Below are 26,717 nucleotides of genomic sequence, written 5' to 3' on the forward strand. Positions count from 1 at the left end.
GCGCGCAGGCTTAGCCGGCGGCGCGCTCGGCGGCTTCCAGCGTGTTGATCAGCAGCATGGTGATGGTCATCGGGCCAACGCCGCCAGGCACCGGCGTGATGTAGCCAGCCACCTCGCGCACGCCGGCGAAGTCCACGTCGCCGCACAGCTTGCCGTTGTCGTCGCGGTTCATGCCCACGTCGATGACGACCGCGCCGGGCTTGACCATGTCGGCAGTGATCAGGTTGCGCTTGCCCACGGCGGCGACGATCACGTCGGCGTCACGCGTATGCGCGCCGATATCGCGCGTCTTGCTGTTGCAGATGGTCACGGTGGCGCCGGCCTGCAGCAGCAGCATGGCCATCGGCTTGCCGACGATGTTCGAGGCGCCGACCACCACCGCGCGCGCGCCGCGCAGCGGGTAACTGATCGATTCCAGCATCTTCATGCAGCCATACGGCGTGCACGGGCGGAACAGCGGGGCGCCGGTCATCAGCGCCCCGGCATTGGCCACATGGAAGCCATCCACGTCCTTTTCCGGGGCGATGGCTTCGAGCACCTTGTGGCTGTCGATGTGCTTGGGCAGCGGCAGCTGCACCAGGATGCCGTGGATCTTCGGATCGTTGTTCAGTGCATCGATGCGGGCCAGCAGTTCGGCCTCGGACAGGTCGGCCGGATAGCGGTCCAGCGACGAATGAAAGCCGTTGTCCTCGCAGGCCTTGACCTTGTTGCGCACATAGACCTGGCTGGCAGGGTCCTCGCCGACCAGGACCACGGCCAGTCCGGGCTGGTGGCCGCGTTCGGTCAGGCGGGCGGCGCGCACGGCGGCTTCGGAACGGATTTGTTTGGCAAGAGCGTTGCCGTCGATCAGTTGTGCAGACATGGGGAGAGGCGGGTTTGTGGCCGGAGTGAAGGCGCCGTCGCGGGGCGGCGCCCGGTCGGCAAAGCTTAAAGGCGAATTATACGGGGTCACGGGCGGGCATTCCGCCCCCCGGGTGGCCACACGGCCGTTTGACCGCTGGCAAGCCGGGATACCTGGCGGCACTGGTAGCATCGGTGCATGCATACCGCGCTCCCATCCCTGCTGTCCGACCCGCTGCTCATCGTGCTGACTGTCGTCGGGCTGGGCTGGGCCCTAAGCCGCCGTCCATGGCATCTGCTGCGGCGCGATTCCCTGCAGCATGCGTGGCTGGGCGGCATGATGTTCGTGGCGCTGCTGTGGACGGTCCGCGCCACGCTGGTGGGCGGTCTTGTGATCCAGCTTCTCGGCGCCACGCTGATGGTGACGCTGTTCGGCCTGCCGCTGGCGCTCGTCTCGTTGTTTGTGGTTGACCTGGTATCGCTGTTCGGTCTTGAGTACCTGGCCGGCCATGGATGGGCGCTGTTCGACTGGCCGTCGCTCTGGGTGCGCTACGTCTGGCTGGCGCTGCTGCCGGCGTTGATCTCGGCGGCCCTGCAGGGGCTCATGCGCCGCATGCTGCCGCACCACCCGTTCGTGTTCATCCTTGGCCACGGCTATTTCTGCGCGGGACTGGCCGCCATGGGCGCCGGCGCGGCGGAAGCGGCCTGGCGGCACTGGATGGCGCCAGGATTGCCCTTCAGCACGGCCGACACGCTCGCGGCCATTGTCATCCTTGCCTTTGGCGAGGCCTTCCTGACCGGCATGCTGGTCGCAGTCTTTGTGGTGTACCGGCCGCAATGGGTCGTGACGTTCCGTGACGAGGATTACCTGCGGAACTGAGGTGTGCGCCGAAGAGCGGCAGGGCAGGGATGCGTGCCCCGGCGAGCGCCGGGGCAGCTTGCGGCATCAGCTATTGCGCGACAGCGCGAGGCGCAGCAGGTCGGCCACGGTATTGACGTTGAGCTTTTCCATGATGTTGGCGCGGTGCGCCTCCACCGTCTTGATGGAAATGCCCAGGTCATCGGCGATCTGTTTGTTCAGGCGGCCGGCCACGATGCGCTCCAGCACCTGCTGCTCGCGCGTGGTCAGCTTGCCCAGCAGGTCCTTGGCGGCGCGTTGCTCGCGCGCGGCCGAGTGATCCGTGCGCGCCTTCTGCAGCATGCGTTCGACCAGCGAGCGCAGTTCCGACTCGTCGAACGGCTTTTCGATAAAGTCGATTGCGCCGCGCTTCATCGTAGACACCGCCATCGGCACATCGCCATGGCCGGTAATGAACACGATAGGAATGTCGATGTTCTCGGCGATCATGCGCTCCTGCAGTTCCGGGCCGCTCATGCCGGGCATGCGCACGTCGAGGATCACGCAGGAAACCTGGCCGGCGTCATAAGCCGCCAGGAACTGTTCGGCGCTGCTGAAAGCACGCACCTGGTAACCATTGCCCTCCAGCAGCCAGGTCAGCGAGTCGCGCATCGCTTCATCGTCGTCGACGATAAAGACGGTCTCGCCGCGGTGAGGGGCAGGGTTTGGCGTTGCGGTCATGAAGTCTCCTGGGACAACCATTCATTTGCGGCAGAAGTGTAACCGGCCGCGGCGCTATGTAACAGATCCGGCACCCCACCGGCGTGGGGTGCCGGCAGTTCCGTGATCGGGCGCGTGTCGTTACTGATCAGCCATTGTCGGCTGCAGAGGCAGCATGATTTTAAACGTACAGCCAATGCCGTCGACATTGTTCTCGACCCACAGCCTGCCCTGGTGGGATTCGATGATCGAGCGGCAGATATTCAGCCCCATGCCCATGCCGTCGGACTTGGTGCTGAAGAACGGCTCGAACAGCCGTTCCTTGGTGGCTTCGTCGACGCCGGGACCCTGGTCGATCACGTCGATATGCACGTTGTTGCCGAACTCGCCCGGCTCGATGCGCGCGTGCAGGCGCACCACGCCGCCCGCCCGCGGGGCGGGCATGCCGGACATCGCCTCGACGGCGTTCTTGAGCAGGTTCACCAATACCTGTTCGATCAGCACCGGGTCGACGTAGATCATCGTCGGCGGGGCAGGCAGGCGCGTCAGGATCGTGACGCGCCGGCGCGTGGCCTCGAGGTCGGCCAGGCCGACCGCGTCGGCCACGATATCGTGCAGCGAGGCCTCGCGCCGTTGCGGCTGGCTGCGCTTCACGAAGCCGCGGATACGGCTGATGATGGTGCCCGCGCGCACGGCCTGGGCCGACGTCTTTTCCAGTACCGGGATCAGGTCTTCCGGCGTGCTGCGGCCCGAATGCAGGCGCGCCACAGCGCCCATGCAGTAGTTGTTGATGGCGGCCAGTGGCTGGTTCAGCTCATGCGCGAGCGACGACGCCATCTCGCCCATGGTGGTCAGGCGGCTGGTGAACTGCAGGCGCTCCTCGTGCTGGCGCGTCATTTCCTCGGCGGCCTTGCGCATCGTGATGTCGGTGGCGATCTGCATCTGCGCGAGATGGCCGTCCACCCACTGGATGTAGCGGCGGCGCACTTCGAACCACTTCTGCATATCGGGTACGAACACTTCGCGCGCGTCCGACGTGTAAGGCATCAGTTCGGAGGCGGGCAGGCCGGCGTACGCATCGACATAGTCGGTGTTGTCGCTCGAGACCTGGTCCTTGTCGACGTCGTCTCCGGCCAGTTTCAGGTGGCCTTCGGCTTCCCAGCCGAACAGCTGGCGGTAGTAGCGGTTAGCAAACAGCAGCTCGGCCTTGTCGGTGGCCAGCACGGACACCGCGGCGTCCAGGCTTTCCAGCACGGTGGTGAAGCGGTCGTGCGCGGCGGCCAGTTCCTCGCGTGCGCGTTTGGGCTCGGTGATGTCCGTCATCGAACTCATCCAGCCCGTGTGGCGGCCGCGGCTGTCCACCAGCGGCGACACGTACATGCGCGAGAAGAAGCTGCTGCCGTCGCGGCGCATCACGCGCATTTCGTAGCCGCCGGACGGCGACTTGCCCTGCAGCGTGAGGTCGATCTGCCGCTGCATTTCCTGCTGGTCGTTCGGCGGCCAGTAGGGGAAGGGCGGCAGACGGCCAACCAGGTCGTTTTCCTGCCAGCCGGTCATGCGGCAGAACGCCGGATTCACGTAGGTGATGCGGCCATTCAGATCCAGCGCGCGCAGGCCGATCAGCATCGAGTTTTCCATCGCGCGCCGGAACGAAGTTTCGGCCAGCAGCGCGCGCTGCGCCTCGGAGCGGCGGCTGGTGTGTCGCCACATGCTCCAAAGGCTCCATAGCAGAAAGCACGACAGCCCGACCACCAGCCACAGCAGCATGTTGTTGGGCAAGTTGGACGGCGGCGGATACGCGTCGGCGCGCAGCGACAGCGAATGGCCCGGCGGGTCGAGCAGCACCTCGTACGACAGCGCGTTGCCGGGCACGGGGCGCAGCGAGGTGCTGGCGCGGGTCTGGTTGTTCTTGTCGATCAGAGAGAACCGATAGCGCTCGGTCAGTTCCGGCGGCAGCAGATGCGTGAGGATGCCGTTGATCGAATAAAGCGCGCCGAGCGTGCCGAGGAACTCGTTGTCACGGACGATCGGCACTTCCATCAGCATGAAGCTGTCGCCGCGGTCATTGGTCAGCGGGCGCGAGTAGACCACGCGCTGGGTCTCGCGCGCGGCGTCGAAGGTGTCGAGTACCTCGGGTTCCAGCGGCTGGTCCTGGTTCTCGCGCAGGCGCGCCGCGAACTCCGACGTGGACGGCAGCGACCACCGCCCCCGGCGCGTAGCATCGAGCCAGTTGATGAAGACGATCTCGGGGTTCTCGCGCAGGATTTCCTGCGCCGCGGTCCGGTACGCGCCCTGTTCGAGCTGCGCGGCCGCAATGTCGCGAGCGAGCGAGGCAAGCTGGTCCTGATTGCTCAGCAGGGACAGCCGCACGCGTTGCTGCGCCCAGGCCGCGTCGCGGTACAGCGCGTCACGCTGCTGCTGGCGCTCGGTCTCGTGCAGGGACCAGAGGATGACGCCCATCGCCGCGCTGAACAGCACGATGGCCACCAGTGGGATGAACATGAACCAGCTCGTGGCGACGAGGTTGCGCCAGCGCAGCCACCACAGGCCGCGTGTGGGCGCGGCGACGGTGCCACCGTCATCGACCGGTGCCATGGTGTCGATCGTGCCAAGCGTGCCGGCCGGCGGCGCGGCGTGTGCGCCGTCGCCTCCGGTTGCCCTGGCCCTATCGGACGCGGTAGAGCTCGCGGTAGGGGAGGCGGTGGGCGGAACGACGGCTGCACGCAGGCTGGACAGGAAACGATCGAAAAACGACATGACAGGGATTGACGGCTGACCGAGCAGTGTAGCGGGATTATTGCGGTGCGTCGCTTGGGGAAAGCGCCAATGAAATCAAGCTAATGCCTGACGTCCCGGCCCCGCTTGACCCGTATGGGCTATGCAAGCGGGTGTGAAGTGTGGTGCGCCGCGCCAATATTTCACATTATAAAAAACGATATCGCAATTTGAAAATTTTGCTTGTGCTGCCCTTTCTGCTTCCATAGAATCCGATCGACCAAGAACGCGGGCGGCAACCATGCGCCTGCCGCGCGGAGTGTCCGGAACAGGGCGCCCGGCGGCAGCTCCGATGCAAGGCGCTGCGGCGACGCATCCGCAAGTCATACCCCGTCACCCCAGGGGCCCGAATGCCAAAAGCCAGGGTCCCGGAGCAGGAATTCACCAGGAGACAGTCATGTCCGCCGTACCCGAGCAGATTCTCGGCGCATCCAGCGCCAACGACGCCGATCCCCAGGAAACCCACGAATGGCTTGATGCTCTGCAAGGCGTCATCGCCGCAGAGGGCTCAGAACGCGCGGCCTTCCTGATCGACAAGCAAATCGAGTACGCACGCGTGAATGGCGTTACGCAGCCGTTCCACGCCGAAACGCAGTACATCAACACGATCCCCGTCGAGCAGCAGGCACGTATTCCCGGCGACCAGGATATCGAGCACCGCATCCGCTCGTACACGCGCTGGAACGCGATGGCGATGGTGCTGCGCGCCAACAAGCACACCAACGTCGGCGGCCACATCTCCTCGTTTGCCTCGGCGGCCACGCTGTATGACGTCGGCTACAACCACTTCTGGCGTGCTCCGTCGGAACAGAGTGGTGGCGACCTGGTATTCGTGCAGGGCCACTCGGCGCCGGGCGTGTACTCGCGCGCATTCCTGCTGGGCCGCCTGACCCCGGACCAGCTCGACAGCTTCCGCCAGGAAGTGGACGGCAAGGGCATTTCGTCGTACCCGCACCCGTGGCTGATGCCGGACTTCTGGCAGTTCCCGACCGTGTCGATGGGCCTGGGCCCGATCATGGCCATCTACCAGGCCCGCTTCATGAAGTACCTGGACAGCCGCGGCCTGGCCAAGGCCGGCGACCGCAAGGTCTGGGCCTTCCTCGGCGACGGCGAAACCGACGAGCCGGAATCGCTGGGCGCGATCGGCATGGCCGGCCGCGAGAAGCTGGACAACCTGGTCTTCGTCATCAACTGCAACCTGCAGCGCCTGGACGGTCCGGTGCGCGGCAACGGCAAGATCATCCAGGAACTGGAGTCCGAATTCCGCGGTGCCGGCTGGAACGTGATCAAGGTGGTGTGGGGCAGCAAGTGGGATTCCCTGCTGGCGCGCGACACCAAGGGCCTGCTGATGAAGCGCATGATGGATTGCGTGGACGGCGAGTACCAGACCATGAAGGCCAAGGACGGCGCTTACGTCCGCGAGCACTTCTTCAACTCGCCTGAACTGAAGGCGATGGTTGCCGACTGGTCCGACGACGACATCTGGCGCCTGAACCGTGGCGGCCACGACCCGCACAAGATCTACGCGGCCTACAAGGCTGCCAGCGAGCACAAGGGCCAGCCGACGCTGATCCTGGCCAAGACCATCAAGGGCTATGGCATGGGCGATGCCGGTCAGGCCATGAACGTGGCCCACCAGCAGAAGAAGATGCCGGTGGACGCGATCCGCAAGTTCCGCGACCAGTTCAACCTTCCGGTGCCCGACGACAAGCTCGACGAAGTGCCGTACATCACCTTCCCCGAAGGCTCGAAGGAACTGGAATACATGCGCCAGGCGCGCATGAACCTGGGCGGCTACCTGCCGGCGCGCCGCCAAAAGGCCGAAGCGCTGCAGATCCCGCAGCTGTCCGCGTTCGACGCGCTGCTGAAGGCCACCGGCGAAGGCCGCGAAGTGTCCACCACCATGGCCTTCGTGCGTATCCTCAACACGCTGCTGAAAGACAAGCAGATCGGCAAGCACGTGGTGCCCATCGTGCCGGACGAGTCGCGTACCTTCGGCATGGAAGGCCTGTTCCGTCAGGTCGGGATCTGGAACCAGGAAGGCCAGAAGTACGTCCCGGAAGACCATGACCAGCTCATGTTCTACAAGGAATCGCAGACTGGCCAGGTGCTGCAGGAAGGCATCAACGAAGCCGGCGCCATGTGCGACTGGATCGCCGCCGCTACGTCGTACTCGACGCACGGCGTGCAGATGATCCCGTTCTACATCTACTACTCGATGTTCGGCATCCAGCGTATCGGCGACCTGTGCTGGGCGGCGGCCGACATGCGTTCGCGCGGCTTCCTGCTGGGCGGCACCGCCGGCCGGACCACGCTGAACGGCGAAGGCCTGCAGCACGAAGACGGCCACTCGCACGTGTTCCACTCGGTGATCCCGAACTGCATCTCGTATGACCCGACCTTCCAGTACGAACTGGCGGTGATCATGCAGGACGGCCTGCGCCGCATGTACGCCGAGCAGGAAGACGTCTACTACTACCTGACGGTGATGAACGAGAACTACGAGCATCCGGAAATGCCGGCTGGCGTAGAGCAGGACATTGTCAAGGGCATGTACCAGTTCCGCAAGGGCGTCGAGAACAGCAACGCGCCGCGCGTGCAGTTGCTGGGCTCGGGCACGATCTTCCGCGAGGTGATCGCCGCCGCCGAACTGCTCAAGAAGGACTGGGGCGTGGAATCGGACCTGTGGGGCTGCCCGAGCTTCACCGAGCTGGCCCGCGAAGGCCAGGCCGCCGAGCGCTTCAACCTGCTGCACCCGGCCGAGCCCCAGCGCGAGTCGTTCGTCGCGCAGAAGCTCAAGTCGGCGCGCGGTCCGGTCATTGCCTCGACCGACTATGTGCGTGCGTTTGCCGAACAGATCCGTCCGTTCGTGCCGCGCCGCTATGTCGTGCTGGGCACCGACGGCTTCGGCCGCTCGGACACCCGCGAAAAGCTGCGTCACTTCTTCGAGGTGGATCGCCACTGGGTCACGCTGGCCGCGCTGAAGGCGCTGGCCGACGAAGGCGCCATCAGCCGCGACAAGGTGGCTGAAGCGATCAAGAAGTACAACCTCGATCCCAACAAGCCGAATCCGATGTCGGTCTGACCGGCTTCCTGCACCAACCCCCGCAGTACGGCGACGCCGTGCCGCGGGCGCCCCGGAAATCCGGTGGCGCCTTGCGGCACAGCGGCGTGACAGAAGCGGGCGGCGAGGGTAATCTCGCCGCTTGCGGATGTCGTGCGCGCCGGCCTGCCCAGGAGACACTGAATGAGTCAAGCGATTGAAATCAAGGTGCCGGACATCGGCGACTATGACGCCGTTCCCGTCATTGAAGTGCATGTGAAACCCGGCGACAGCATCAATGCGGAAGACGCGCTGGTCACGCTGGAATCGGACAAGGCCACCATGGACGTGCCCTCGCCACAGGCCGGCGTGGTCAAGGAAGTCCGCATCAAGGTGGGCGACAACGTATCCGAAGGCTCCGTGCTGGTGATGCTGGAAGCCGCTGGCGCTGCCGCGCCTGCGCCGGCTCCCGCAGTTGCCGCACCGGCGCCTGCCCCCGCCCAGGCTGCCGCGCCCGCACCGGCTCCGGCCGCTGCCCCGGCGCCCGCCGCTGCTCCGGCAGCCGGCGGCACCATTGAAGTCAAGGTGCCGGATATCGGTGATTACGACGCTGTTCCCGTGATCGAAGTCCACGTGAAGCCGGGCGACACGATCAACCCCGAAGATGCCGTCGTCACGCTGGAATCGGACAAGGCCACGATGGACGTGCCGTCCCCGCAAGGCGGCGTGGTCAAGGAAGTCAAGGTCAAGGTCGGCGACAACGTGTCCGAGGGCACGCTGCTGATCCTGCTGGAAGGCGCCGCTGGCGCCGCCGCACCGGCTCCGGCCGCTGCAGCACCCGCTCCGGCTCCCGCGGCAGCACCTGCCCAGGCAGCGGCCCCGGCGCCTGTTGCCGCTGCGCCGGCTCCGGCAGCCGCCGCCGCAGCGCCTGTCGGCGTGACCGGCAAGGCCGCGCACGCATCGCCGTCGGTGCGCAAATTCGCGCGCGAACTGGGCGTGGATGTTTCCCGCGTGCCGGGCACGGGACCGAAGAACCGCATCACCCAGGAAGACGTACAGCGCTACGTCAAGGGCGTGATGACCGGCCAGGCTGCCGCGCCGGCACAGGCTGCCGCGGCTGGTGGCGGTGGTGGCGAGCTTGGCCTGCTGCCGTGGCCGAAGGTCGATTTCACGCGCTTCGGCGAGGTGGAAAGCAAGGCCCTGTCGCGCATCAAGAAGATCTCGGGTGCAAACCTGCACCGCAACTGGGTCATGATTCCACACGTCACCAACCATGACGAAGCGGACATCACCGACCTGGAAGCCTTCCGCGTCCAACTCAACAAGGAAAACGAGAAGTCCGGCGTCAAGGTCACGATGCTGGCGTTCATGATCAAGGCCACTGTGGCGGCGCTGAAGAAGTTCCCGAACTTCAACGCCTCGCTCGACGGTGACAACCTGGTATTGAAGAAGTACTTCAACATCGGTTTCGCGGCCGATACGCCGAACGGCCTCGTCGTGCCGGTCATCAAGGACGCCGACAAGAAGGGCGTGCTCGAGATCAGCCAGGAAATGAGCGAGCTGGCCAAGCTCGCGCGCGACGGCAAGCTCAAGCCCGACCAGATGCAGGGCGGCTGCTTCTCGATCTCGTCGCTGGGCGGCATCGGCGGCACGTACTTCACGCCGATCATCAACGCGCCGGAAGTGGCCATCATGGGCGTGTGCAAGTCGTACATGAAGCCGGTCTGGGACGGCAAGCAGTTCGCGCCGCGCCTGACGCTGCCGCTGTCGCTGTCGTGGGACCACCGCGTCATCGACGGCGCCGAGGCGGCCCGCTTCAATACGTACTTCGGGCAACTGCTGGCGGACTTCCGTCGCATCCTTCTCTAAGGGGCCGCGGCCATGTCCGGAACGGGCATGGCCATGGTGCTTGCAGTCGAGCGAGGCAAGCCATGACTACCTGTGTCGTCGTCAGAAAGGGTGCAGAGGTCGCGATCGCGGCCGATGCACTGGTCACGTTCGGGGATACGCGCCTGTCGCGCGCCTACGAGCGCAACCAGAAGGTGTTTCCGATCGGCGACAGCTTTGTCGCGCTGGCCGGCACCACGGCGCACTTCCCGGTCATGCGCGCCTTGCTGGCGGGCATGGGAGAGGAATGCCGGCTCGGGTCGCGCGATGACGTGTTCCGGACCTTCCTGAAGGTGCATGAGAAGCTGAAGTCCGAGTACTTCATCAACACCAAGGAAGATGAGGACGATCCGTACGAGTCGTCGCAGATCGTCTGCCTGATCGCGAACCCGGCGGGGATCTTCGGCGTGTATTCGTACCGTGAGGTGTTCTCGTTCGACCGTTTCTGGGGCATCGGCTCGGGCCGCAACTATGCGCTGGGGGCCATGCACGCGGTCTACGACAAGCCCGACCTGGATGCCGCCGCTGTTGCGCGCATCGGTGTCGACGCCGGCATCGAGTTCGACAAGAGTTCCGCAGGCCCGATTGAAGTCCATACCGTAAGGCTGCACGAAGCCGGCGCCGCCGGCGCAGCGGCAACCAACAACGACGGCGCGCCCTGAAGCCACGCAGGCCGGCGCGCATTGAGGAGCAAATATGAGTGTGATCGAAGTCAAGGTGCCGGATATCGGCGATTTCGACGCGGTGGAACTGATCGAGGTCCTGATCAAGCCGGGCGATACGGTCGAGCAGGAACAGTCGCTGATCGTGCTGGAATCGGACAAGGCCAGCATGGAAGTGCCGTCGCCGGTGGCCGGCAAGGTGGTCGACGTGCGCGTGAACGTCGGTGACAAGGTCGGGCAGGGCACGGTGATCTGCACGGTGGAAGCGGAAGCCGCTGCGGCTGCGCCCGCACCGGCGCCGGCTCCTGCACCCGCCGCGGCACCGGCTCCGGCGGCCGCGCCTGCTCCTGCTCCGGCAGCAGCGAGCCATGCTGGTGGCGCTGATATCCAGTGCGAGATGCTCGTACTGGGCGCCGGCCCCGGTGGCTACTCGGCTGCCTTCCGTGCGGCTGACCTCGGCATGAACACTGTGCTGGTCGAACGCTACGCTACGCTCGGTGGCGTCTGCCTGAACGTCGGATGCATCCCGTCGAAGGCACTGCTGCACAACGCTGCGGTTATCGACGAAGCCAAGGCACTCGCTGCCCACGGCATCCTGTTCGGCGAAGCCAAGATCGATCTGGACGGCCTGCGCCACTACAAGAACCAGGTGGTCGGCAAGCTGACCGGCGGCCTGGCCGGCATGGCCAAGGCGCGCAAGGTGCAGGTCGTGCGCGGCATCGGCACTTTCCTCGATCCGCATCACCTTGAAGTGGATGCGACCGAAGGCGAGGGCAAGCAGACCACGGGCAAGAAGACGGTGATCCGCTTCGAGAAGGCCATCATCGCCGCTGGCAGCCAGGCGGTGAAGCTGCCGTTCATCCCTGAAGATCCGCGCATCGTCGATTCGACCGGCGCGCTGGAACTGCCGGAGGTGCCGAACAAGATGCTGGTCGTCGGTGGCGGCATCATTGGCCTGGAAATGGCGACGGTGTACAGCACGCTGGGCGCGGACATCGACGTCGTCGAAATGCTGCCGGGCCTGATGAGCGGCGCCGACCGTGATCTCGTCAAGGTCTGGGAGAAGAAGAACAAGGACCGTTTCGGCAAGGTAATGCTGAACACGAAGACCGTCGCGGTGGAAGCCAAGCCGGACGGCATCTACGTGAAGTTCGAAGGTGAGCAGGCACCGGCCGAGCCGCAGCGCTACGACCTGGTGCTGGTGTCGGTCGGCCGCTCGCCCAACGGCAAGCGCATCGGTGCGGAAAAGGCCGGCGTGGCCGTGACTGACCGTGGTTTCATCAACGTCGATTCGCAAATGCGCACGAACGTGCCGAATATCTTCGCGATCGGTGACGTGGTGGGCCAACCGATGCTGGCGCACAAGGCGGTGCACGAGGCCCACGTGGCCGCGGAAGCCGCCCATGGCGAGAAGGCTTACTTCGACGCCAAGCAGATCCCGTCGGTGGCCTTCACCGATCCAGAAGTGGCCTGGGCTGGTCTGACCGAGGACCAGTGCAAGGAGCAGGGCATCAAGTACAGCAAGGGCGTGTTCCCGTGGGCTGCCTCGGGCCGTGCGATTGCCAACGGCCGTGACGAAGGCTTCACCAAGCTGATCTTCGACGAGGAAACCCACCGCATCATCGGCGGCGGCATCGTCGGCACGCATGCCGGCGACCTGATCAGCGAAGTGTGCCTGGCCATCGAAATGGGCGCGGATGCCGTGGATATCGGCAAGACCATCCACCCGCACCCGACGCTGGGCGAGTCGATCGGCATGGCGGCCGAAATCTACGAGGGCACCTGCACCGACGTGCCGCCCCCGCGCAAGCGCTGATCACAGCAAGGCACCAGAAACGAAACCCGCCCACGTGGCGGGTTTCGTTTTCGCAAATTGCGCAATTAACCGACAGGAATTTGAACCCTCAGCCTGTCTCGCCGGCAAGGGGGCAGCGGTGGTAATCAGACGGGTTCACTCCGGCTGCTGCGGCGTGGATTCGATGATGTCTTCGAGCTGCGAACTCATGGGGATGCCAAGTCGTTCCCCAGTAGGCAGGCGGTCGACGAACCACTGCTTGTACAGGCGTTCGAGTTCGCCGGTGGTAATCAGGTCACGGACCGCCTTGTCGACGACCGCGGCGAACTGAGGGTCATCCTTGCGCAGCATGATGCCGTAGGGGTCGTAGGACAGGAAATCGCGCGTGACGTCGTATTTCTTGCCGAGGCCATACTTGGCCAGGAAGCCGTACAGCAGGACATCGTCGCCTGCATAGGCGTCTGCGCCGCCGTGGCGCAGCACCTCGAAGGCATCGGCGTGGTCACGCGCGCGGATCAGGGTGATGCCAAGGTTGAAGCGTGTCGAGAGGCGTTCGATCGCATCGGCATTGGTGGTGCCGGCCGTCGCTACCACCGTCTTGCCTTTCAGATCGCGGAAGGTGCGGATCGGCGAGCCGTGGGGTACCAGCAGCTTGGTGCCCGCGACAAAGATCACGGGGGAGAACGACACGCGCTGCTGGCGCTCGGCATTGCGCGTGGTCGATCCGCATTCGAGGTCGATCTTGCCGGACGTCATCGCTTCCATACGGGTTTCAGACGTTACGGGCACCCAGTTGATGGCGAGATCACGGCCCACTTCGTTGCCGGCGGTCTGGACGATGGCCTTGCAGATTTCGATCGAATAGCCGATTGGCCGGCGGATCTGGTTCAGGTACGAGAAGGGCAGAGAGGATTCCCGGTAACCGATGGTCAGGGCGCCAGTCTCCTTCGCCTTCTTGAGCGTGCCGGAGAGGGCGATCGGTTCCTGGGCCAGCGCAAGTCCGGCAGACAGCGCCAGGCATACCGCCACGAACCGCCACCACAAGATGCGGCCGGGCCGGACTCCAGTACAGGACATGCGTCGCTCCTCTGCGGTCTGCGATCCACCGTTTATGCACCAGCCGTCTCGGGCTTGGCCACCGCTTCAGGCTCGCTGCCCATGCCACCCCGGTCATCGGTATCCAGCGTCGATTCGCTGGCGAGCTGGCCTTCCCACTTCGCGACCACGGCGGAGGCGATCGAGTTGCCCACGGCGTTGGTCGCGGACCGGCCCATGTCGAGGAACTGGTCCACGCCCATGATCAGCAGCAGGCCGGCTTCGGGAATATTGAACTGGTTCAGCGTGGCGGCAATTACAACGAGCGACGCGCGCGGTACACCGGCCATGCCCTTCGACGTGAGCATCAGCAGCAACAACATCGTGATCTGTGTGCCCATTGGCAGGTGGATGTCATACGCCTGGGCGATGAACAGCACGGCGAACGTGCAGTACATCATCGATCCGTCCAGGTTGAACGAGTAGCCCAGCGGCAATACGAAGCTAGAGATCTTCCGATTGACGCCGAACTTGTCGAGCGCATCGAGCATCTTCGGGTAGGCGGCTTCCGAGCTCGCTGTGGAGAACGACAGCAGGAACGGCTCGCGAATCAGCTTGATCAGGTTCACGATTCGCTTGCCCAAAAACACGAATCCAGCCAGTGCCAGCAGTCCCCACAGCACGAACAGGGCAAGGTAGAAGCTGCCCATGAACTTGGCAAAGGTCACCAGGATGCCAAGGCCCTGCGTGGTCACCGTCGACGCAATCGCGGCGAACACGGCAATCGGTGCCAGCCACATCACCGCGCCGGTGATCTTCAGCATGACCTGCGCGAGATCTTCGATCACACCTGCCATGCGCTTGCCATGCTCGCCCAGCGTGGCAAGCGCGGTGCCGAAGAAGATCGAGAAGACCACGATCTGCAGGATCTCGTTGTTGGCCATGGCTTCTGCTACGGATTTCGGAACCAGGTGAGCGACGAAGTCCTTCAGCGTGAACGCATTGGTCTTGAGATTGGTCGCGGAACCGACATCGGGCAGCGGCAGGCCGATATTGACGCCCGGCTGCAGCACCGTGGCCATCATCAGGCCCAGCGTCAGCGATACGAGCGAGGCCGTGATGAACCACGCCATCGCCTTGATGCCGACACGGCCGACGGTGCTGGCATCGCCCATATGTGCAATGCCCATGACCAGTGTCGAAAAGACCAGCGGCGCGATGATCATCTTGATCAACCGCAGGAAGACGTCGGTGATGATCGAGATGTAGCCGGCGATCTCCTTCGCCAGCTTTGGATCGGGAAACGCGACATGGCAGGCGTAGCCGACCACGCCGCCAAGGATCATCGCAATGACGATGTAGGTCGTGATATGGCTCTGCGTCTTCATGGCATCTCCTTGGACGCTGTTGCATTGCGCAACGCATGCCCGGCATGGCGCGATATTGCATTGCACCAAGTGAAATCCGGGTGAGGCCAGAATGCCGCGGGCTGCACCTTGCTAACGATAGTCGCCCGCTCGGGCATTGCGCAAGGAGAACGCTTGCGGGCGCCGGTTGCCTGACATCTGCGGGGGTGGAATCGCGGCGGAAAGCGGACGAAAAAAAACCCGACCTCGAGGGTCGGGCTTAACGATACCTTTGGACAAGGAGACCGCGGTACCGAGGAGACACTGGTACGCGATGCGGCAGATTTGCGTTGTGCATTGCGGTTGCCGCCATCATCGTTGGCAAAACGCGCCGTGTGGCGGTGCGCTTTGCCAACGGACCGGCCGGGGCCGGTCGTTGGTACTACGTGCTACATCTCAGCCGAGTTGACGATCAGACAGCGGTCGTCTTCTTGGCGGCGGCCGTGCGAGCCGTGGCGCTGGCTTGCTGGGCAGCCTTGCTGGCAGCCGTAGCGGCAGCCTGGAAGTTGCTTTCGGCGATTTCAACAGCCTGCTTGGTGGCCTTCTGGACCGACTCGTAGGCGTTGTTGGCAGCCGAGATGGCCGACTTCACGATGGCCACGGTCGATTCCGAACCGGCCGGTGCGTTCTTGGCGAGGTTGTCGACCAGAGCTTGCACGTTCTTCGAACCTTCAGCCAGTTGGGCTTCAGCAACCTTGGTGAATTCGCTTTGGGTTTCCGAAGCGATTTCGTACAGGTGACGGGTGTAGGCCAGGGTCTTTTCAGCGACCGGCTGCACCAGCGAAGCCTGGATGGCCAGCAGTTCCTGGGCATCCTTGGCGGACAGCGCCTTCTTGGCGTTGTCGACGTTTTCGGCGAAGGTGGTCTTGACGACCTGCAGGTTCAGTTCGACAAGCTTCTCGACGCCTTCGAAAGCCTTGGTGGTCAGGCCAAACAGCGTTTCCAGGTTTGCCTTTTGCGCTGCTGCGACTTGTTCCGGGGTGAGGATCATTGCTGGTCTCCAGTGGTGAACTTCAAGGTCAAGCAAATTAAGCTGCCCAGATGTCAGGACCGTGACGGAAAACTTTTTTCCGCATCGGCCAGCCCGGGCGGGGGTGGTGGGTCAGGGCGCTTCCCTGATTGCTTTGGTGCGCCGCAACAATTGCAATTCTAGGGAATGCCAGATCAGTGTCAAGCGGTTTTTGTGCGTTGCACAAAAAGAATGTGTCGCTCACCACCAATTGTGCGGTGGGCGCCATGCAGAGCGGCGCGGTACGCGGGTTTTCCAGCAGTGCTACCATCGCAGGCTGCCAACGCTTGACCAAGCAAGCGTCGCTCCAACAACAAAAAATGACCGCTTTGCCAAGCCATGCTCGCCTACTACGCTGACCACTTCGTGCTGCCACTGCCGCCGGGCCACCGCTTCCCGATGCGCAAGTACAGCATGTTGCGGGAAGCCGTGGCCTGCATGCCAGGGGTGGAGCTCCGCGAGGCGCCGCGGGCCGGGGACGATGCGCTTCTGCTGGCTCATACACGCGCGTATGTGACGGAGGCATCGGCCGGCACACTGGACGCGGCACGCCAGCGCGAGATCGGATTCCCGTGGTCCGCGGCAATGGTCGAGCGCTCACGCCGCTCGGCCGGCGCTACGATCGAAGCCTGTCGCACGGCCTTGCGCGAGGGCATTGCCGTGAATCTGGCCGGCGGCACGCACCATGCGTACGCCGACAAGGGTGGCGGCTTCTGTGTCTTCAATGACGCCGCCATCGCGGCACGCGTGATGCAGCGCGACGGGCACGTGGCGCGGGTGGCGGTCGTGGATCTTGATGTCCACCAGGGCAACGGCACCGCGTCCATCCTGCACGCGGACCCGACCGTCTTCACGCTGTCGCTGCATGGTGAGAAGAACTATCCCTTTCGCAAGGAAGCGAGCGACCTCGACGTCGGACTGCCGGATGGCTGTGACGATGATGCCTATGCCGAAGCGCTGCAGTGCGCACTGGCTACGCTGTTCGAACGCTTCGCACCGGACTTGCTGATCTACCTTGCCGGCGCCGACCCCCACGAAGGCGATCGCCTTGGGCGGCTGAAGTTGTCCAAGGAGGGCCTGGCGCGCCGCGACACCATGGTGTTCGAAGCCGCCGTGTCGCGCCGGCTTCCGATTGCCGTGGCGATGGCTGGCGGTTATGGCAACCAGATCGAAGATACGGTCGCCGTGCATGCGCAGACCGTCGGCCTGGCAAATCGTTATCACGCGCGCTACGCGATGGAGCACGTCACGCCCGTTGCGGCGGTGGCGTCATGACCAGCGTGGTGCGCGATACCCACGCGCGTTCCCGGCATGCGCTCTGGGCTGCCAGCATGCCGTGGCTCTTCGTACTGATCTGGAGTACCGGCTTTATCGTGGCCAGGTATGGCATGCCGCACGCCGAGCCGATGACGTTCCTGTTCCTGAGGTTCGTCGGCGTGCTGGTGCTGATGGTGCCGTTCGTGTGGCTGGCGCGCGTGCCGTTGCCGCAACGCGACGGCCGTTCCGACTGGCGCATGGTCGGCCATATCGCCGTGGCAGGTCTGTTCCTGCAGGCCGGCTATCTCGGTGGCGTTTGGGCAGCCGTCAAGCTTGGCATGCCGGCCGGCATGTCGGCGCTGATCGTCGGCATGCAGCCCATTCTCACGGCGCTGATTGCATCACGCATGGGTGAGCGCATCAGCGCGCGCCAGTGGCTCGGCCTGCTGCTCGGTATCGTAGGTGTGGGGCTGGTCGTGGCCAACAAGCTCGGCGGAAAGGGAATGTCCGAGACGAGCGTGCTGCTCGCAATTGGCGCATTGCTCAGCATCACCTTTGGTACGCTCTACCAGAAGCGATTCTGCGCGGTGTTCGATCTGCGCATGGGATCGGTGATCCAGTTCGCCGCATCGGCGCTCGCCTGCGTGCCGTTCATGTTCCTGTTCGAAACGCGCAACGTGGACTGGACCGCCGAGATGGTCGGGGCGCTGGTCTGGTCCGTCGTCGCCTTGTCAATCGGTGCGATATCGCTGCTGTTCCTGCTGATCCGCCAGGGCGCTGCGACGCGTGTCTCCAGCCTGATGTACCTCACGCCGCCCACCACTGCCGTCATGGCATGGCTGCTGTTCGGCGAGCATTTTCCGCCGCTGGCAGCGTTCGGCATGGCGCTTGCTGCTGCTGGCGTAGCGCTGGTCATTCGCCGATAGCCGCGGGTAGCGCCCGTCGCACATTTTCTTCATCCCTGTCCCGCCACGTCACATGAAACCGCAAGCTGAGCACCGCAGTGCCTATCCGCACTTCCAGGCCATCACCACGCGTTGGATGGATAACGATGTCTATGGCCACGTTAACAACGTTGTCTACTACAGTTATTTTGATACCGTCGTGAATACGTACCTGATCCGGCAAGGTGTGCTCGACTTCGAGGCGGGCAGCACGATCGGGCTGGTGATCGAGACGCAGTGCAACTACTTCTCGTCGCTCAGTTTTCCGGACACGGTCATGGCGGGATTGCGCGTGGCGCGGCTGGGCACATCCAGTGTGCGCTATGAGGTAGGGCTGTTCAGCGGCGATAGCGAGATTGCGGCGGCACAAGGGCACTTTGTCCATGTCTATGTCGACCGCGACACACGCCGACCGGTGCCCTTGCCCGAACCGCTACGCGGGGCATTGCTGCCGCTGACGGCCGCTCGTACGCAGGCGGGGGCTGAGGCGTGATGGAGGAGGGCAAGATGTCGCAGGACGTGAAAGCAGGCACGCCGGCCGTTGACAAAGCGGCTGCGCGGCAGGCGGTCGACTGCGTAGACAGTGCCATCCTCACGCGGCGCTCGGTGCGGGCATTCCTCGACACGTCGGTGCCGCGCGAAACGGTCGAAGAAATATTGGCCGTGGCCAGCCGTGCGCCTTCCGGCACCAACACGCAGCCGTGGCGCGCCTATGTACTCTCGGGCGATGCCAAGGCGAGGCTGTGCGCGGACCTGCTCGCCGCCTATGAAGATCCGGAGCGCGACAGCAAGTATCTGGAGGAGTATCCGTACTACCCGCGCTCCTGGGTTGCCCCTTATCTGGAGCGCCGCCGCAAGGTGGGCTGGGACCTGTATGGCCTGCTCGAGATCAGCCGAGAGGACAAGGCGCGCATGCACGAACAGCACGCGCGCAACTTTCGCTTTTTCGACGCGCCGGTCGGCCTGATTTTCACGATCGACCGGATCATGGAACTCGGCAGCTGGCTCGACTACGGCATGTTTCTGCAAAGCATCATGATCGCAGCCCGGGCGCGCGGTCTCGACACGTGCCCTCAGGCCGCGTTCACGCAGTTCCACAAGATCATTGGCGATCACCTGCGCCTGCCCGGTGAAGAAATGGTGGTGTGCGGGATGTCGCTCGGCTATGCGGACCCGGAGGCGCTGGAAAATAGATTGAGCACGGAACGTGAACCGGTAAGCGGGTTTGCGCGTTTCCTCTCATAGTGAGATGTGTATCAATGTGTAACGATAACTGCCGACATACAAAGGAAGACTGCTGCCGCGATGACGTTGCGGCGTTGTGGCTTACGGGATGCACACGATGATGCACGTGACGAATAGTCAACAATTCCCGTATTGTGGAAATGTATGCAAATCGAACTTTAACTTGTTTCCGTAAGTCTTTAATCTTGCTAACAATTTCTTAATTTCCTACACTAGCGCCATCTTGATGCGCTGAACGAATCATGTTTCGGTCTGATTCCATTATTTCCAGATTCTTCGGCTTTACGCCCCTGAGCGCTGCCGCAGTGGCCGTGCTGGCCTCTGCGTCCCTGCTCGCCGCCCCGATAGCTGAGGCGGCCACCAAGTCGACATCTACCCAGAAGTCTGCCAAAAAGCAGGCAAAATCCTCCAAAACTGAGAAAAAGGTGAGTGCGAGCAGTACGCGCACGGCGGCTAAGGCCGAAGCCTCGACGTCTCGCAAAGTGGTCATCCTGAAGAACGGCAAACGCCAGATCGTGGCGTCGCATCATGCCGCTCCGGTGCGTGCCGTGTTCACGCCGGCCAAGCCGTCGCTTGGCGAGGCCATGGGCCTGCGCGATACGGAAGACGCGCTGGCGCTGCGTTCCAGCGTTGCGCTCGTGATGGACCAGAACACCAACGAGGTGCTGTTCCAGAAGAACCCGAGCGCCGTGCTGCCGATCGCCTCGATCACGAAGCTGATGACGGCACTCGTCGTGACGGATGCGCGCCTGCCGATGGACGAGGTCCTGACCATTACGGAAGAGGACAAGGACACCGAGAAGCACAGCAGCTCGCGCCTGCGCTTCGGCACCCAACTGACGCGCCAGGAATTGCTGCTGCTGGCCCTGATGTCGTCCGAGAACCGTGCCGCGTCGGCACTGGGCCGCAACTACCCGGGCGGCCTGCCGGCATTTGTCCAGGCGATGAACCGCAAGGCCCGCGAACTGGGCATGAACGACAGCCACTTCGTGGATTCCAGCGGCCTTTCGAGCAGCAACGTGTCGAGCGCCATGGACCTGGTGCGCATGGTCAATGCCGCGTATCGCAACCCGACCATCCGCGAGTTCTCCACGCAGACCGAGCATGAAGTGAACGTGCTGGGCCGTACGCAGCACTATGTCAGCACCAATCGCCTGGTGCGCGGCGGCACTTGGGACATCGGCCTGCAGAAGACCGGCTTTATTTCGGAGGCGGGCCAGTGCCTGGTCATGCAGGCCAAGGTCAATGGCCGCAATGTGGTGATGGTGTTCCTGGACTCCGTGGGCAAGCTGTCGCGCTTTGCCGATGCCACGCGCGTCCGCGACTGGCTCGAGCATGCGCCGTCGACGACGCCGCAGCCGCATGCGTTCCCGTCTTCGCCGAACATGACCCAGACGCCCGTTGGCGCGCGCGCAATCCTCGCTTCGCAGCCATCGCGCGGAACCTGATCTGCGGTTCCTCTGACAAAAAACGCGCCGACTCAGGCGCGTTTTTTATTGGCGTCTCGCAGCGTCAGAGCAGCTTGCCAGGATTCATGATGCCGGCCGGATCGAATGCGTGCTTGATTTCGCGCATCAGCCGCAGCTCCAGCGGATCCTTGTACTGCAGGAATGCATGGCGCTTGAGCTGCCCGATTCCATGCTCGGCGCTGATGCTTCCGCCGTAGCGCATGACTTCATCGAGCACGGTGCCGGTCACGGCATCCTCATGCGTTGCCGCCCAGTCCTTCGGCGCACCTTGCGGACGTGACAGGTTGTAGTGCAGGTTGCCGTCGCCGAAGTGCCCGAAGATGAATGGCCGGATCGCCGGGTCAAGCCTATGCAGCCGTGCCTCCATCGACACCATGAACGTCGGGATCTGTTCGATCGGCAGCGACACATCGTGCTTCAGGTGCGGCCCGTCCGCGCGTTGCGCTTCCGAGATCTCCTCGCGCAACTTCCACAGCGCCTGCAGTTGTGCCAGCGAGGCCGATACGGCCGCGTCAAGGCACAACCCGCGCTCCAGCGCGTCGCCGATCACGCGCTCCAGCAGCGCATTGAGGGCTGCTTCTTCCGCGGTGTCGGCCAGTTCTACGAGTACGTAAGCGGGGTAGCGCTGCGCAAACGGCTCGTGCACGCCTTCGGCATGGGTAAGGACCAGGTCCAGGCAAGACCCGGTGAAGAACTCGAACGCCTGCAACCGCGCGCCGCATTGCTCGAACAGCAACGCATAGAGCTCCAGCGCCTGCTGCGGCGATTCGACGGCCGCCAATACGACGCTGCGTGTGTCCGTGCGCGGGAACAGGCGCAGCGCTGCGGCGGTGATCACGCCAAGCGTGCCTTCCGAACCAATCAGCAACTGCTTGAGGTCATAGCCGGTGTTGTCCTTGCGCAGTGCACGCAGGCCACGAAAGATTTCGCCATTCGGCAGTACGGCTTCGACACCGAGCACCAGTTCGCGCGTCATGCCGTAGCGCACGACATTGACGCCGCCTGCATTGGTGGCCAGGTTGCCGCCGATCTGGCAGGAATCCTCTGCGGCAAGACTCAGCGGCAGCAGGCGGTTGGCCTCGGCAGCGGCACGGCGCAGGTTGCCGAGAATGCAGCCGGCTTCGACGACCATGGTGTTGGCAATGGTGTCGAGCGAGCGGATCGCATGCATGCGGTCCAGGCTCAGCACCACGTTCTCCGGCTGGCTGTCGGGCGTAGCGGCACCGCACAGGCCAGTGTTGCCGCCGCGCGGCACGACCGGTACCGCGGCCTGCTGGCACAGTGCCAGGCAGCGCGAGACTTCGTCGACCGTGCGTGGCCGCACCACCGCCTGTGCCTGGCCGCGATAGATGCCGCGCCAGTCCGACAGCCACGGCGCAATGTCGTCGGGCTGCGTAAGTACGGTATCGGGGCCAAGGGCTTCGACGAGGCGCTGGGGCAGGGTGGTGGCTTGCATGGGATCGATGGCTTTCAGGGCAAGGAATCGGCAGCTGCGCGAGCGCGCAGGGTCAGGCCCAGGCGCTGCGCCGCGCATTGCAGGTGATGAGTGGTGGCCTCGCGCGCCGCGGCGGCGTTGCCGTCGCGGACCGCTTCGAAGATGGCTTCATGCTCCGAATGCACGGCTTCGGGCAGGCGTGCCTGCTGCAGCGTGTTCGCGCGCGCCGCGGCAACGGCCTGGTGCAACTGCAGGTTCATGTACTGCAGCAACTGCCGGTAGTACGGGTTATGCGTGGCCGTCGCGATGCCGATATGGAAAGCGGCATCGAGGTCGACCGCCTGCTGCGCATCATAGAGTTGGATCTTCAGCCGTTGCAGCAGCAGCGAAAGGCTGTCCAGGTCTTCTGCGGTGCGGCGCACCGCGGCCAGTGCGGCGGCCGCACTTTCCAGGTCGATGCGCAGGTCGTACAGATCGGCCAATTCGGTACGGCCAAGATCGGGCTCTCGCGGCAGCTGGAAGCCGGCGGAGCCGGTGCGCGAGCGCACGGTGCAGCCCACGCCCTGGCGGGTTTCCACCAGCCCTTGCGAGCGCAGGTGCTCCGTGACCTCGCGGATCACGGCGGCACTGACGCCGTATTGATCAGCCAGTTGCCTGCCTGTGGGCAAACGGCTTCCGATGGGATAGATCCCGTTCTCGATGTCGGTACGTAGCTGACGGGTGACCTGTTCGGTCAGGGTGACGGCGCGGGTTCGCATGGTCTGCCGATTATAGGGTTTGCAGGTTATCTGAAAACTACGAGTAAACCCTTAAATCCATCATCACTGCGTCAGGGTATCCGGCGGCAGCAAGTCTGTGTTCCCGCTGCCGCCGGAACGGCTCACGTCAGGCCGCTTCGGGCTCCGTCACGTATCCCATGCCGCGCGAAATCTGCAGCGCGGTGTCCTTCAGGTTCTGGAGCCAGCTGTCTTGCAGGCGGTCGGCCGGCGCCGAAAGCGACAGCCCGGCGACCAGGCGGCGCGAATCGTCGTAGATGCCGGCCGCGATGCAGCGCACGCCGAGTTCCAGCTCTTCGTTGTCACGCGCATAACCGTTGGTGCGGACCCAGTTCAGTTCGCGTTCGAGCTTGGTCAGCTCGGTGATCGAGGTGCGGGTATGACCGGCCAGGCCAGTGCGCGTGGCATAGCTGCGCACGCGCGTGGACTCGTCGGCGGCCAGGAACAGCTTGCCGACTGAGGTCAGGTGCAGCGGCGCACGGCCGCCGATGGCGCGCACCACCTGCATGCCGGAGCGCTCGCTGTAGGCGCGCTCGATGTACACGATCTCGTCGCCCTGGCGCACCGACAGGTTGACTGTCTGCCCGGTCACGCGGTGCAGCGCGCGCATCGGCGCCAGCGCCGCGTCGCGTACCGAAAGCCGTGCCTTGACCAGGTTGCCGAGTTCGAGCAGCCGCATGCCCAACCGATAGCTGCCCGGATCGGAGCGGTCGACGAAGCGGCACGCCACCATATCGTTGAGGATGCGGTGGGCCGTGGAGGGATGCAGTCCGGTAGCGATCGACAGCTCTTTGAGGCTGACCGGGTCGGCGTGCTGGGCCAGGGCGTCCAGCAGCGTCATCATGCGTTCAATAACCTGGATCGAGGTCTTTCCAGGCGACTTGTCTGCGTCTGACATAGAGAAATGTTGCCATGCGGCAAATTAAGCGTTTGCCTGATTCTATCTCACATCGTGAAAATTTCAATGGGTGAAATGACATTTCAGTAAGAATCCTCTAGTGGGGCAGGAACGAAGGGAAGGATGCGGCCTGAACCGCGTTCACCGCGCCTGAATGGTTTGTGCGCCACCTCGCGGCGCAAACGCGCATAATTGCCGGGTTTCGGGGTCTGGAGAAAGAAATCAAATGCGAGTTGGCCTGTTCGCCACCTGCCTGGTGGACCTCATGCGTCCGGAGATCGGTTTCTCCGTGCTGAAACTGCTCGAAGGCGCCGGCTACGAGGTCATGGTGCCGGAAGCCCAGACCTGCTGTGGCCAGCCGGCCTACAACTCGGGCGAGCGAGCGGTGTCGCGCGACCTGGCTGAAAAATTCCTGCGCGAGTTCGAGATGTTCGACTACGTGGTCGTGCCATCGGGCAGCTGCGGCGGCATGATCTGTCACCACTATGCCGACTTGCTGCGCGACGACCCTGAGCTGAACGGCCGCTACGAGCGCTTGCGCGCACGCGTATTCGAGTTGACGGACTTCCTCGTCAACGTCGCCAAAATCGAACAGGTCGATTCCGGCTTTGCCGGCCACATCACGTACCACGACTCGTGCTCCGGCCTGCGCGAACTGGGCGTCAAGACGCAGCCGCGCGAGCTGCTTGGCAAGCTGCCAGGCGTGCAACTCACCGAAATGAAGGACTGCGAGGCCTGCTGTGGCTTCGGCGGCACCTTCTCGGTCAAGTACGGCAATATCTCGACGGCAATCGTCGACGAGAAGTGCGCGAACATCAAGGCCAGCGGCGCCGATGCGGTGGTGCTTGGCGACCTCGGGTGCATGCTCAATATCGAAGGCCGCCTGCGCCGCAGCGGCGATACGCAGACACGCGTGCTGCATATTGCCCAGGTCCTGGCTGGCGACGCCTGAGACACGGAGACGCGACGATGCAAGTCCACAGCATGGAATTCAAGGCGCGCGCGGGCCAGAAGCTGGCCGACCAGCGGCTGCAGCAGAACCTCAAGAAGCTCTCCACCAAATTCGTGACCGCACGCGCGGATGCCATCCGCGACATCGATTTCGATGCCACGCGCGCCGCGCTCAAGGAACGGCGCAACCGAGCGCTGGAAAACCTGGACGTCTGGCTCGCCACGTTCGAGGAAAACGCCACGCGGCGCGGCGCCACCGTGCTGTTTGCCGAGACTACGGCTGACGCGGCGCGGCTGGTCGCGGAGATCGCCCAGAAGCACGGCGTGAAGAAGGTCATCAAGAGCAAGTCGATGGTGACCGAGGAGATGCAGCTCAACCGGGTGCTCGGCGAGATGGGTGTGCAGAGCATCGAAACCGATCTCGGCGAGTACATCCTGCAGATCAATGACTCGGAGCCGCCGTCGCACATCATTGCGCCGGTGGTGCACAAGGACAAGGACGAGATCGCCGACCTGTTCGCGAAAGTCCACAACAAGCCGCGTCTCACCGATATCCCGGAGATGACGCGCGAGGCGCGCGAGGTGCTTCGCCCCGAGTTCCTGTCGGCCGACATGGGTGTGACCGGCGGCAACTTCATCGTCGCCGAGACCGGCTCGGTGGCGGTCGTCACGAATGAAGGCAACGAAGGCATGTGCACCGTGATGCCGCGCGTGCATGTGGCCGTGACCGGCATCGAGAAGGTGCTGCCGACACTGGAAGACCTCGCGACCGTGATGCGGCTGCTGCCGCGTTCGGCGACAGGGCAGGCCATCTCCAATTATTTCTCGCTGCTGACCGGCCCGCGTGCGGAAGGCGAGCGCGATGGTCCTGAGCATATGTACTTCGTGCTCGTCGACGGCGGCCGCAGCGGCCTGATCGGCGGCGAGTTCCAGGAGATGCTGCGCTGTATCCGCTGCGGCGCGTGCATGAATCATTGCCCGGTCTACCAGAAGATCGGCGGCCATGCGTATGGCTGGGTCTATCCCGGGCCGATGGGCAGCGTGCTGACGCCGAGCTACGTGGGCCTGGCCAATGCCGTCGATCTGCCGCAGGCGGCCACGATGTGTGGCGAGTGCAACCGCGTGTGTCCGGCGTCGATTCCGTTGTCGGATCTGCTGCGTAAACTGCGCGAGAAACAGATGGAGCGTGGCCTGCGGCCCTGGCAGGAGCGGTTTGCGCTGCAGGCCTGGGGCTTCGTGGCGCGACGCCCAGAGCTTTATGCGCTGGCCACTCGTCTCGGCGCGCGCGTCCTTGCGCGCATGGGCGGCAGCAATCGGCTTATCGGCAGCCTGCCTATGGCGGGCAAGGGCTGGACCGAGACGCGGGACATGCCCGCACCATCGGGACGCACGTTCCGCGAGCTATACAAAGAAAGGAGGGCACGCACATGAGCGCGGCCAATACCGATACGCTGGCGCGCATGCGTTCAGCACTGGACCAGCACACCGGCGGATCACTGCCGGCGGCTGAACTTGTGAAGTCGTGGCGCGAAGCAGCATCCGCGCTGACGTTGCCGCCGGTCTTCGGCCAGGCGATGGAAGAGCTGCTGCGCCGGCTCGAGATGTCGGCGGTGTTCGCACAGGACAGTTGCTCGTTTTCGAGCACGGCGGTGACGGATCAGTTGAAGCGGTGGCTGGACAAGGCCGCTACGGTCTGACGGAAAGAAAAAAGGGAGCGACGAGCTCCCTTTCT

The 26,717-nt window shown here is 64.1% G+C and carries 23 protein-coding genes; 13 read left to right on the plus strand and 10 right to left on the minus strand.

The window, feature by feature from the left end; genetic code table 11:
- Nucleotides 1-10: 10 nt before the first annotated feature.
- A complete protein-coding gene (gene folD, locus ACIGJG_RS06695; protein ID WP_011297469.1) occupies nt 11-862 on the minus strand; it encodes a bifunctional methylenetetrahydrofolate dehydrogenase/methenyltetrahydrofolate cyclohydrolase FolD in 852 nt (283 codons plus the stop codon).
- 177 nt (nt 863-1,039) lie between these two features.
- On the opposite strand from folD, the gene ACIGJG_RS06700 reads away from it, so the two are divergent.
- Nucleotides 1,040-1,720, plus strand: a complete 681-nt coding sequence (locus ACIGJG_RS06700; protein WP_011297470.1) for a hypothetical protein — start codon at nt 1,040-1,042, stop codon at nt 1,718-1,720.
- A gap of 66 nt (nt 1,721-1,786) precedes the next feature.
- Here the strand turns inward: ACIGJG_RS06700 and ACIGJG_RS06705 are convergent, their stop codons facing one another.
- Entirely contained in the window at nt 1,787-2,419 is a 633-nt protein-coding gene (locus ACIGJG_RS06705) for a response regulator transcription factor (protein ID WP_011297471.1), read from the minus strand.
- Nucleotides 2,420-2,539: 120 nt separating this feature from the next.
- Nucleotides 2,540-5,155, minus strand: a complete 2,616-nt coding sequence (locus tag ACIGJG_RS06710; RefSeq protein WP_483672927.1) for a PAS domain S-box protein — start codon at nt 5,153-5,155, stop codon at nt 2,540-2,542.
- A 415-nt stretch (nt 5,156-5,570) separates the two neighbouring features.
- Between ACIGJG_RS06710 and aceE the strand changes: the two genes are divergently transcribed.
- The 4 genes from aceE (at nt 5,571) to lpdA (ending at nt 12,581) form a co-directional block, all read left to right on the plus strand.
- Nucleotides 5,571-8,258 carry a pyruvate dehydrogenase (acetyl-transferring), homodimeric type gene (gene aceE / locus ACIGJG_RS06715; protein ID WP_011297473.1) on the plus strand — a complete coding sequence of 896 codons (2,688 nt, stop codon included), beginning with the start codon at nt 5,571-5,573 and terminating at the stop codon, nt 8,256-8,258.
- Between the two features lie 162 nt (nt 8,259-8,420).
- A complete protein-coding gene (gene aceF, locus ACIGJG_RS06720; protein ID WP_483672928.1) occupies nt 8,421-10,085 on the plus strand; it encodes a dihydrolipoyllysine-residue acetyltransferase in 1,665 nt (554 codons plus the stop codon).
- 62 nt (nt 10,086-10,147) lie between these two features.
- Nucleotides 10,148-10,765, plus strand: coding sequence for an Ntn hydrolase family protein (locus ACIGJG_RS06725; RefSeq protein WP_011297475.1), 618 nt, complete (start codon nt 10,148-10,150; stop codon nt 10,763-10,765).
- Nucleotides 10,766-10,799: 34 nt separating this feature from the next.
- Nucleotides 10,800-12,581, plus strand: coding sequence for a dihydrolipoyl dehydrogenase (lpdA, locus tag ACIGJG_RS06730; protein ID WP_011297476.1), 1,782 nt, complete (start codon nt 10,800-10,802; stop codon nt 12,579-12,581).
- 135 nt (nt 12,582-12,716) lie between these two features.
- On the opposite strand, the gene ACIGJG_RS06735 is transcribed toward lpdA, so the two are convergent.
- The 4 genes from ACIGJG_RS06735 to ACIGJG_RS06750 form a co-directional block, all read right to left on the minus strand.
- Complete coding sequence (locus tag ACIGJG_RS06735; protein ID WP_140950179.1) at nt 12,717-13,637, minus strand: amino acid ABC transporter substrate-binding protein; 921 nt, start codon at nt 13,635-13,637, stop codon at nt 12,717-12,719.
- A gap of 32 nt (nt 13,638-13,669) precedes the next feature.
- Nucleotides 13,670-14,983 (minus strand): dicarboxylate/amino acid:cation symporter, encoded by a 1,314-nt coding sequence (locus ACIGJG_RS06740; protein ID WP_140950178.1) that lies wholly within the window; start codon nt 14,981-14,983, stop codon nt 13,670-13,672.
- 430 nt (nt 14,984-15,413) lie between these two features.
- Complete coding sequence (gene phaP1 / locus ACIGJG_RS06745; protein WP_140950177.1) at nt 15,414-15,992, minus strand: TIGR01841 family phasin PhaP1; 579 nt, start codon at nt 15,990-15,992, stop codon at nt 15,414-15,416.
- 37 nt (nt 15,993-16,029) lie between these two features.
- On the minus strand, nt 16,030-16,281 hold the full coding sequence (locus tag ACIGJG_RS06750; RefSeq protein ID WP_140950176.1) for a hypothetical protein: 252 nt from the start codon (nt 16,279-16,281) through the stop codon (nt 16,030-16,032).
- Between the two features lie 68 nt (nt 16,282-16,349).
- Here ACIGJG_RS06750 and ACIGJG_RS06755 point away from each other — a divergent pair, with 68 nt between their 5' ends.
- The 5 genes from ACIGJG_RS06755 to pbpG all read left to right on the plus strand — a co-directional run bounded on the left by ACIGJG_RS06755 (nt 16,350) and on the right by pbpG (nt 20,904).
- A complete protein-coding gene (locus ACIGJG_RS06755; RefSeq protein ID WP_140950175.1) occupies nt 16,350-17,285 on the plus strand; it encodes a histone deacetylase family protein in 936 nt (311 codons plus the stop codon).
- Nucleotides 17,282-18,193 carry a DMT family transporter gene (locus tag ACIGJG_RS06760; RefSeq protein WP_483672930.1) on the plus strand — a complete coding sequence of 304 codons (912 nt, stop codon included), beginning with the start codon at nt 17,282-17,284 and terminating at the stop codon, nt 18,191-18,193. The genes ACIGJG_RS06755 and ACIGJG_RS06760 overlap by 4 nt, the downstream gene beginning before the upstream one ends.
- A 52-nt stretch (nt 18,194-18,245) precedes the next feature.
- Nucleotides 18,246-18,704 carry an acyl-CoA thioesterase gene (locus ACIGJG_RS06765; RefSeq protein ID WP_140950173.1) on the plus strand — a complete coding sequence of 153 codons (459 nt, stop codon included), beginning with the start codon at nt 18,246-18,248 and terminating at the stop codon, nt 18,702-18,704.
- 14 nt (nt 18,705-18,718) lie between these two features.
- Complete coding sequence (locus ACIGJG_RS06770) at nt 18,719-19,456, plus strand: nitroreductase (protein WP_140950172.1); 738 nt, start codon at nt 18,719-18,721, stop codon at nt 19,454-19,456.
- Nucleotides 19,457-19,698: 242 nt separating this feature from the next.
- On the plus strand, nt 19,699-20,904 hold the full coding sequence (gene pbpG, locus ACIGJG_RS06775; protein WP_182142271.1) for a D-alanyl-D-alanine endopeptidase: 1,206 nt from the start codon (nt 19,699-19,701) through the stop codon (nt 20,902-20,904).
- 64 nt (nt 20,905-20,968) lie between these two features.
- Here the strand turns inward: pbpG and ACIGJG_RS06780 are convergent, their stop codons facing one another.
- The 3 genes from ACIGJG_RS06780 to ACIGJG_RS06790 form a co-directional block, all read right to left on the minus strand.
- Nucleotides 20,969-22,381, minus strand: coding sequence for an FAD-binding oxidoreductase (locus ACIGJG_RS06780; protein ID WP_011297477.1), 1,413 nt, complete (start codon nt 22,379-22,381; stop codon nt 20,969-20,971).
- Between the two features lie 14 nt (nt 22,382-22,395).
- Entirely contained in the window at nt 22,396-23,118 is a 723-nt protein-coding gene (locus tag ACIGJG_RS06785) for a FadR/GntR family transcriptional regulator (protein ID WP_011297478.1), read from the minus strand.
- Nucleotides 23,119-23,245: 127 nt separating this feature from the next.
- Nucleotides 23,246-24,034, minus strand: coding sequence for an IclR family transcriptional regulator (locus ACIGJG_RS06790; RefSeq protein WP_011297479.1), 789 nt, complete (start codon nt 24,032-24,034; stop codon nt 23,246-23,248).
- A gap of 226 nt (nt 24,035-24,260) precedes the next feature.
- Between ACIGJG_RS06790 and ACIGJG_RS06795 the strand changes: the two genes are divergently transcribed.
- From ACIGJG_RS06795 to ACIGJG_RS06805, 3 genes are read left to right on the plus strand one after another with little or no spacing between them, the layout of a single operon-like run.
- Nucleotides 24,261-24,986 (plus strand): (Fe-S)-binding protein, encoded by a 726-nt coding sequence (locus ACIGJG_RS06795; protein WP_011297480.1) that lies wholly within the window; start codon nt 24,261-24,263, stop codon nt 24,984-24,986.
- A 17-nt stretch (nt 24,987-25,003) separates the two neighbouring features.
- Nucleotides 25,004-26,416: a LutB/LldF family L-lactate oxidation iron-sulfur protein gene (locus ACIGJG_RS06800; protein WP_011297481.1), complete on the plus strand. Its 1,413-nt coding sequence runs from the start codon at nt 25,004-25,006 to the stop codon at nt 26,414-26,416.
- A complete protein-coding gene (locus ACIGJG_RS06805; RefSeq protein ID WP_011297482.1) occupies nt 26,413-26,682 on the plus strand; it encodes a hypothetical protein in 270 nt (89 codons plus the stop codon). Before ACIGJG_RS06800 ends, ACIGJG_RS06805 begins: the two co-directional genes overlap by 4 nt.
- The last annotated feature ends 35 nt before the right edge of the window (nt 26,683-26,717 follow it).

It is taken from the genome of Cupriavidus sp. C1SS-2L, from assembly GCF_057073735.1.

Excerpts from the sequence above, each read along its gene's own strand:
- folD (WP_011297469.1), bottom strand. The coding sequence starts at position 862 with ATGTCTGCACAACTGATCGACGGCAACGCTCTTGCCAAACAAATCCGT.
- ACIGJG_RS06700 (WP_011297470.1), top strand. The coding sequence starts at position 1,040 with ATGCATACCGCGCTCCCATCCCTGCTGTCCGACCCGCTGCTCATCGTG.
- ACIGJG_RS06705 (WP_011297471.1), bottom strand. The coding sequence starts at position 2,419 with ATGACCGCAACGCCAAACCCTGCCCCTCACCGCGGCGAGACCGTCTTT.
- ACIGJG_RS06710 (WP_483672927.1), bottom strand. The coding sequence starts at position 5,155 with ATGTCGTTTTTCGATCGTTTCCTGTCCAGCCTGCGTGCAGCCGTCGTT.
- aceE (WP_011297473.1), top strand. The coding sequence starts at position 5,571 with ATGTCCGCCGTACCCGAGCAGATTCTCGGCGCATCCAGCGCCAACGAC.
- aceF (WP_483672928.1), top strand. The coding sequence starts at position 8,421 with ATGAGTCAAGCGATTGAAATCAAGGTGCCGGACATCGGCGACTATGAC.
- ACIGJG_RS06725 (WP_011297475.1), top strand. The coding sequence starts at position 10,148 with ATGACTACCTGTGTCGTCGTCAGAAAGGGTGCAGAGGTCGCGATCGCG.
- lpdA (WP_011297476.1), top strand. The coding sequence starts at position 10,800 with ATGAGTGTGATCGAAGTCAAGGTGCCGGATATCGGCGATTTCGACGCG.
- ACIGJG_RS06735 (WP_140950179.1), bottom strand. The coding sequence starts at position 13,637 with ATGTCCTGTACTGGAGTCCGGCCCGGCCGCATCTTGTGGTGGCGGTTC.
- ACIGJG_RS06740 (WP_140950178.1), bottom strand. The coding sequence starts at position 14,983 with ATGAAGACGCAGAGCCATATCACGACCTACATCGTCATTGCGATGATC.
- phaP1 (WP_140950177.1), bottom strand. The coding sequence starts at position 15,992 with ATGATCCTCACCCCGGAACAAGTCGCAGCAGCGCAAAAGGCAAACCTG.
- ACIGJG_RS06750 (WP_140950176.1), bottom strand. The coding sequence starts at position 16,281 with ATGGTAGCACTGCTGGAAAACCCGCGTACCGCGCCGCTCTGCATGGCG.
- ACIGJG_RS06755 (WP_140950175.1), top strand. The coding sequence starts at position 16,350 with ATGCTCGCCTACTACGCTGACCACTTCGTGCTGCCACTGCCGCCGGGC.
- ACIGJG_RS06760 (WP_483672930.1), top strand. The coding sequence starts at position 17,282 with ATGACCAGCGTGGTGCGCGATACCCACGCGCGTTCCCGGCATGCGCTC.
- ACIGJG_RS06765 (WP_140950173.1), top strand. The coding sequence starts at position 18,246 with ATGAAACCGCAAGCTGAGCACCGCAGTGCCTATCCGCACTTCCAGGCC.
- ACIGJG_RS06770 (WP_140950172.1), top strand. The coding sequence starts at position 18,719 with ATGTCGCAGGACGTGAAAGCAGGCACGCCGGCCGTTGACAAAGCGGCT.
- pbpG (WP_182142271.1), top strand. The coding sequence starts at position 19,699 with ATGTTTCGGTCTGATTCCATTATTTCCAGATTCTTCGGCTTTACGCCC.
- ACIGJG_RS06780 (WP_011297477.1), bottom strand. The coding sequence starts at position 22,381 with ATGCAAGCCACCACCCTGCCCCAGCGCCTCGTCGAAGCCCTTGGCCCC.
- ACIGJG_RS06785 (WP_011297478.1), bottom strand. The coding sequence starts at position 23,118 with ATGCGAACCCGCGCCGTCACCCTGACCGAACAGGTCACCCGTCAGCTA.
- ACIGJG_RS06790 (WP_011297479.1), bottom strand. The coding sequence starts at position 24,034 with ATGTCAGACGCAGACAAGTCGCCTGGAAAGACCTCGATCCAGGTTATT.
- ACIGJG_RS06795 (WP_011297480.1), top strand. The coding sequence starts at position 24,261 with ATGCGAGTTGGCCTGTTCGCCACCTGCCTGGTGGACCTCATGCGTCCG.
- ACIGJG_RS06800 (WP_011297481.1), top strand. The coding sequence starts at position 25,004 with ATGCAAGTCCACAGCATGGAATTCAAGGCGCGCGCGGGCCAGAAGCTG.
- ACIGJG_RS06805 (WP_011297482.1), top strand. The coding sequence starts at position 26,413 with ATGAGCGCGGCCAATACCGATACGCTGGCGCGCATGCGTTCAGCACTG.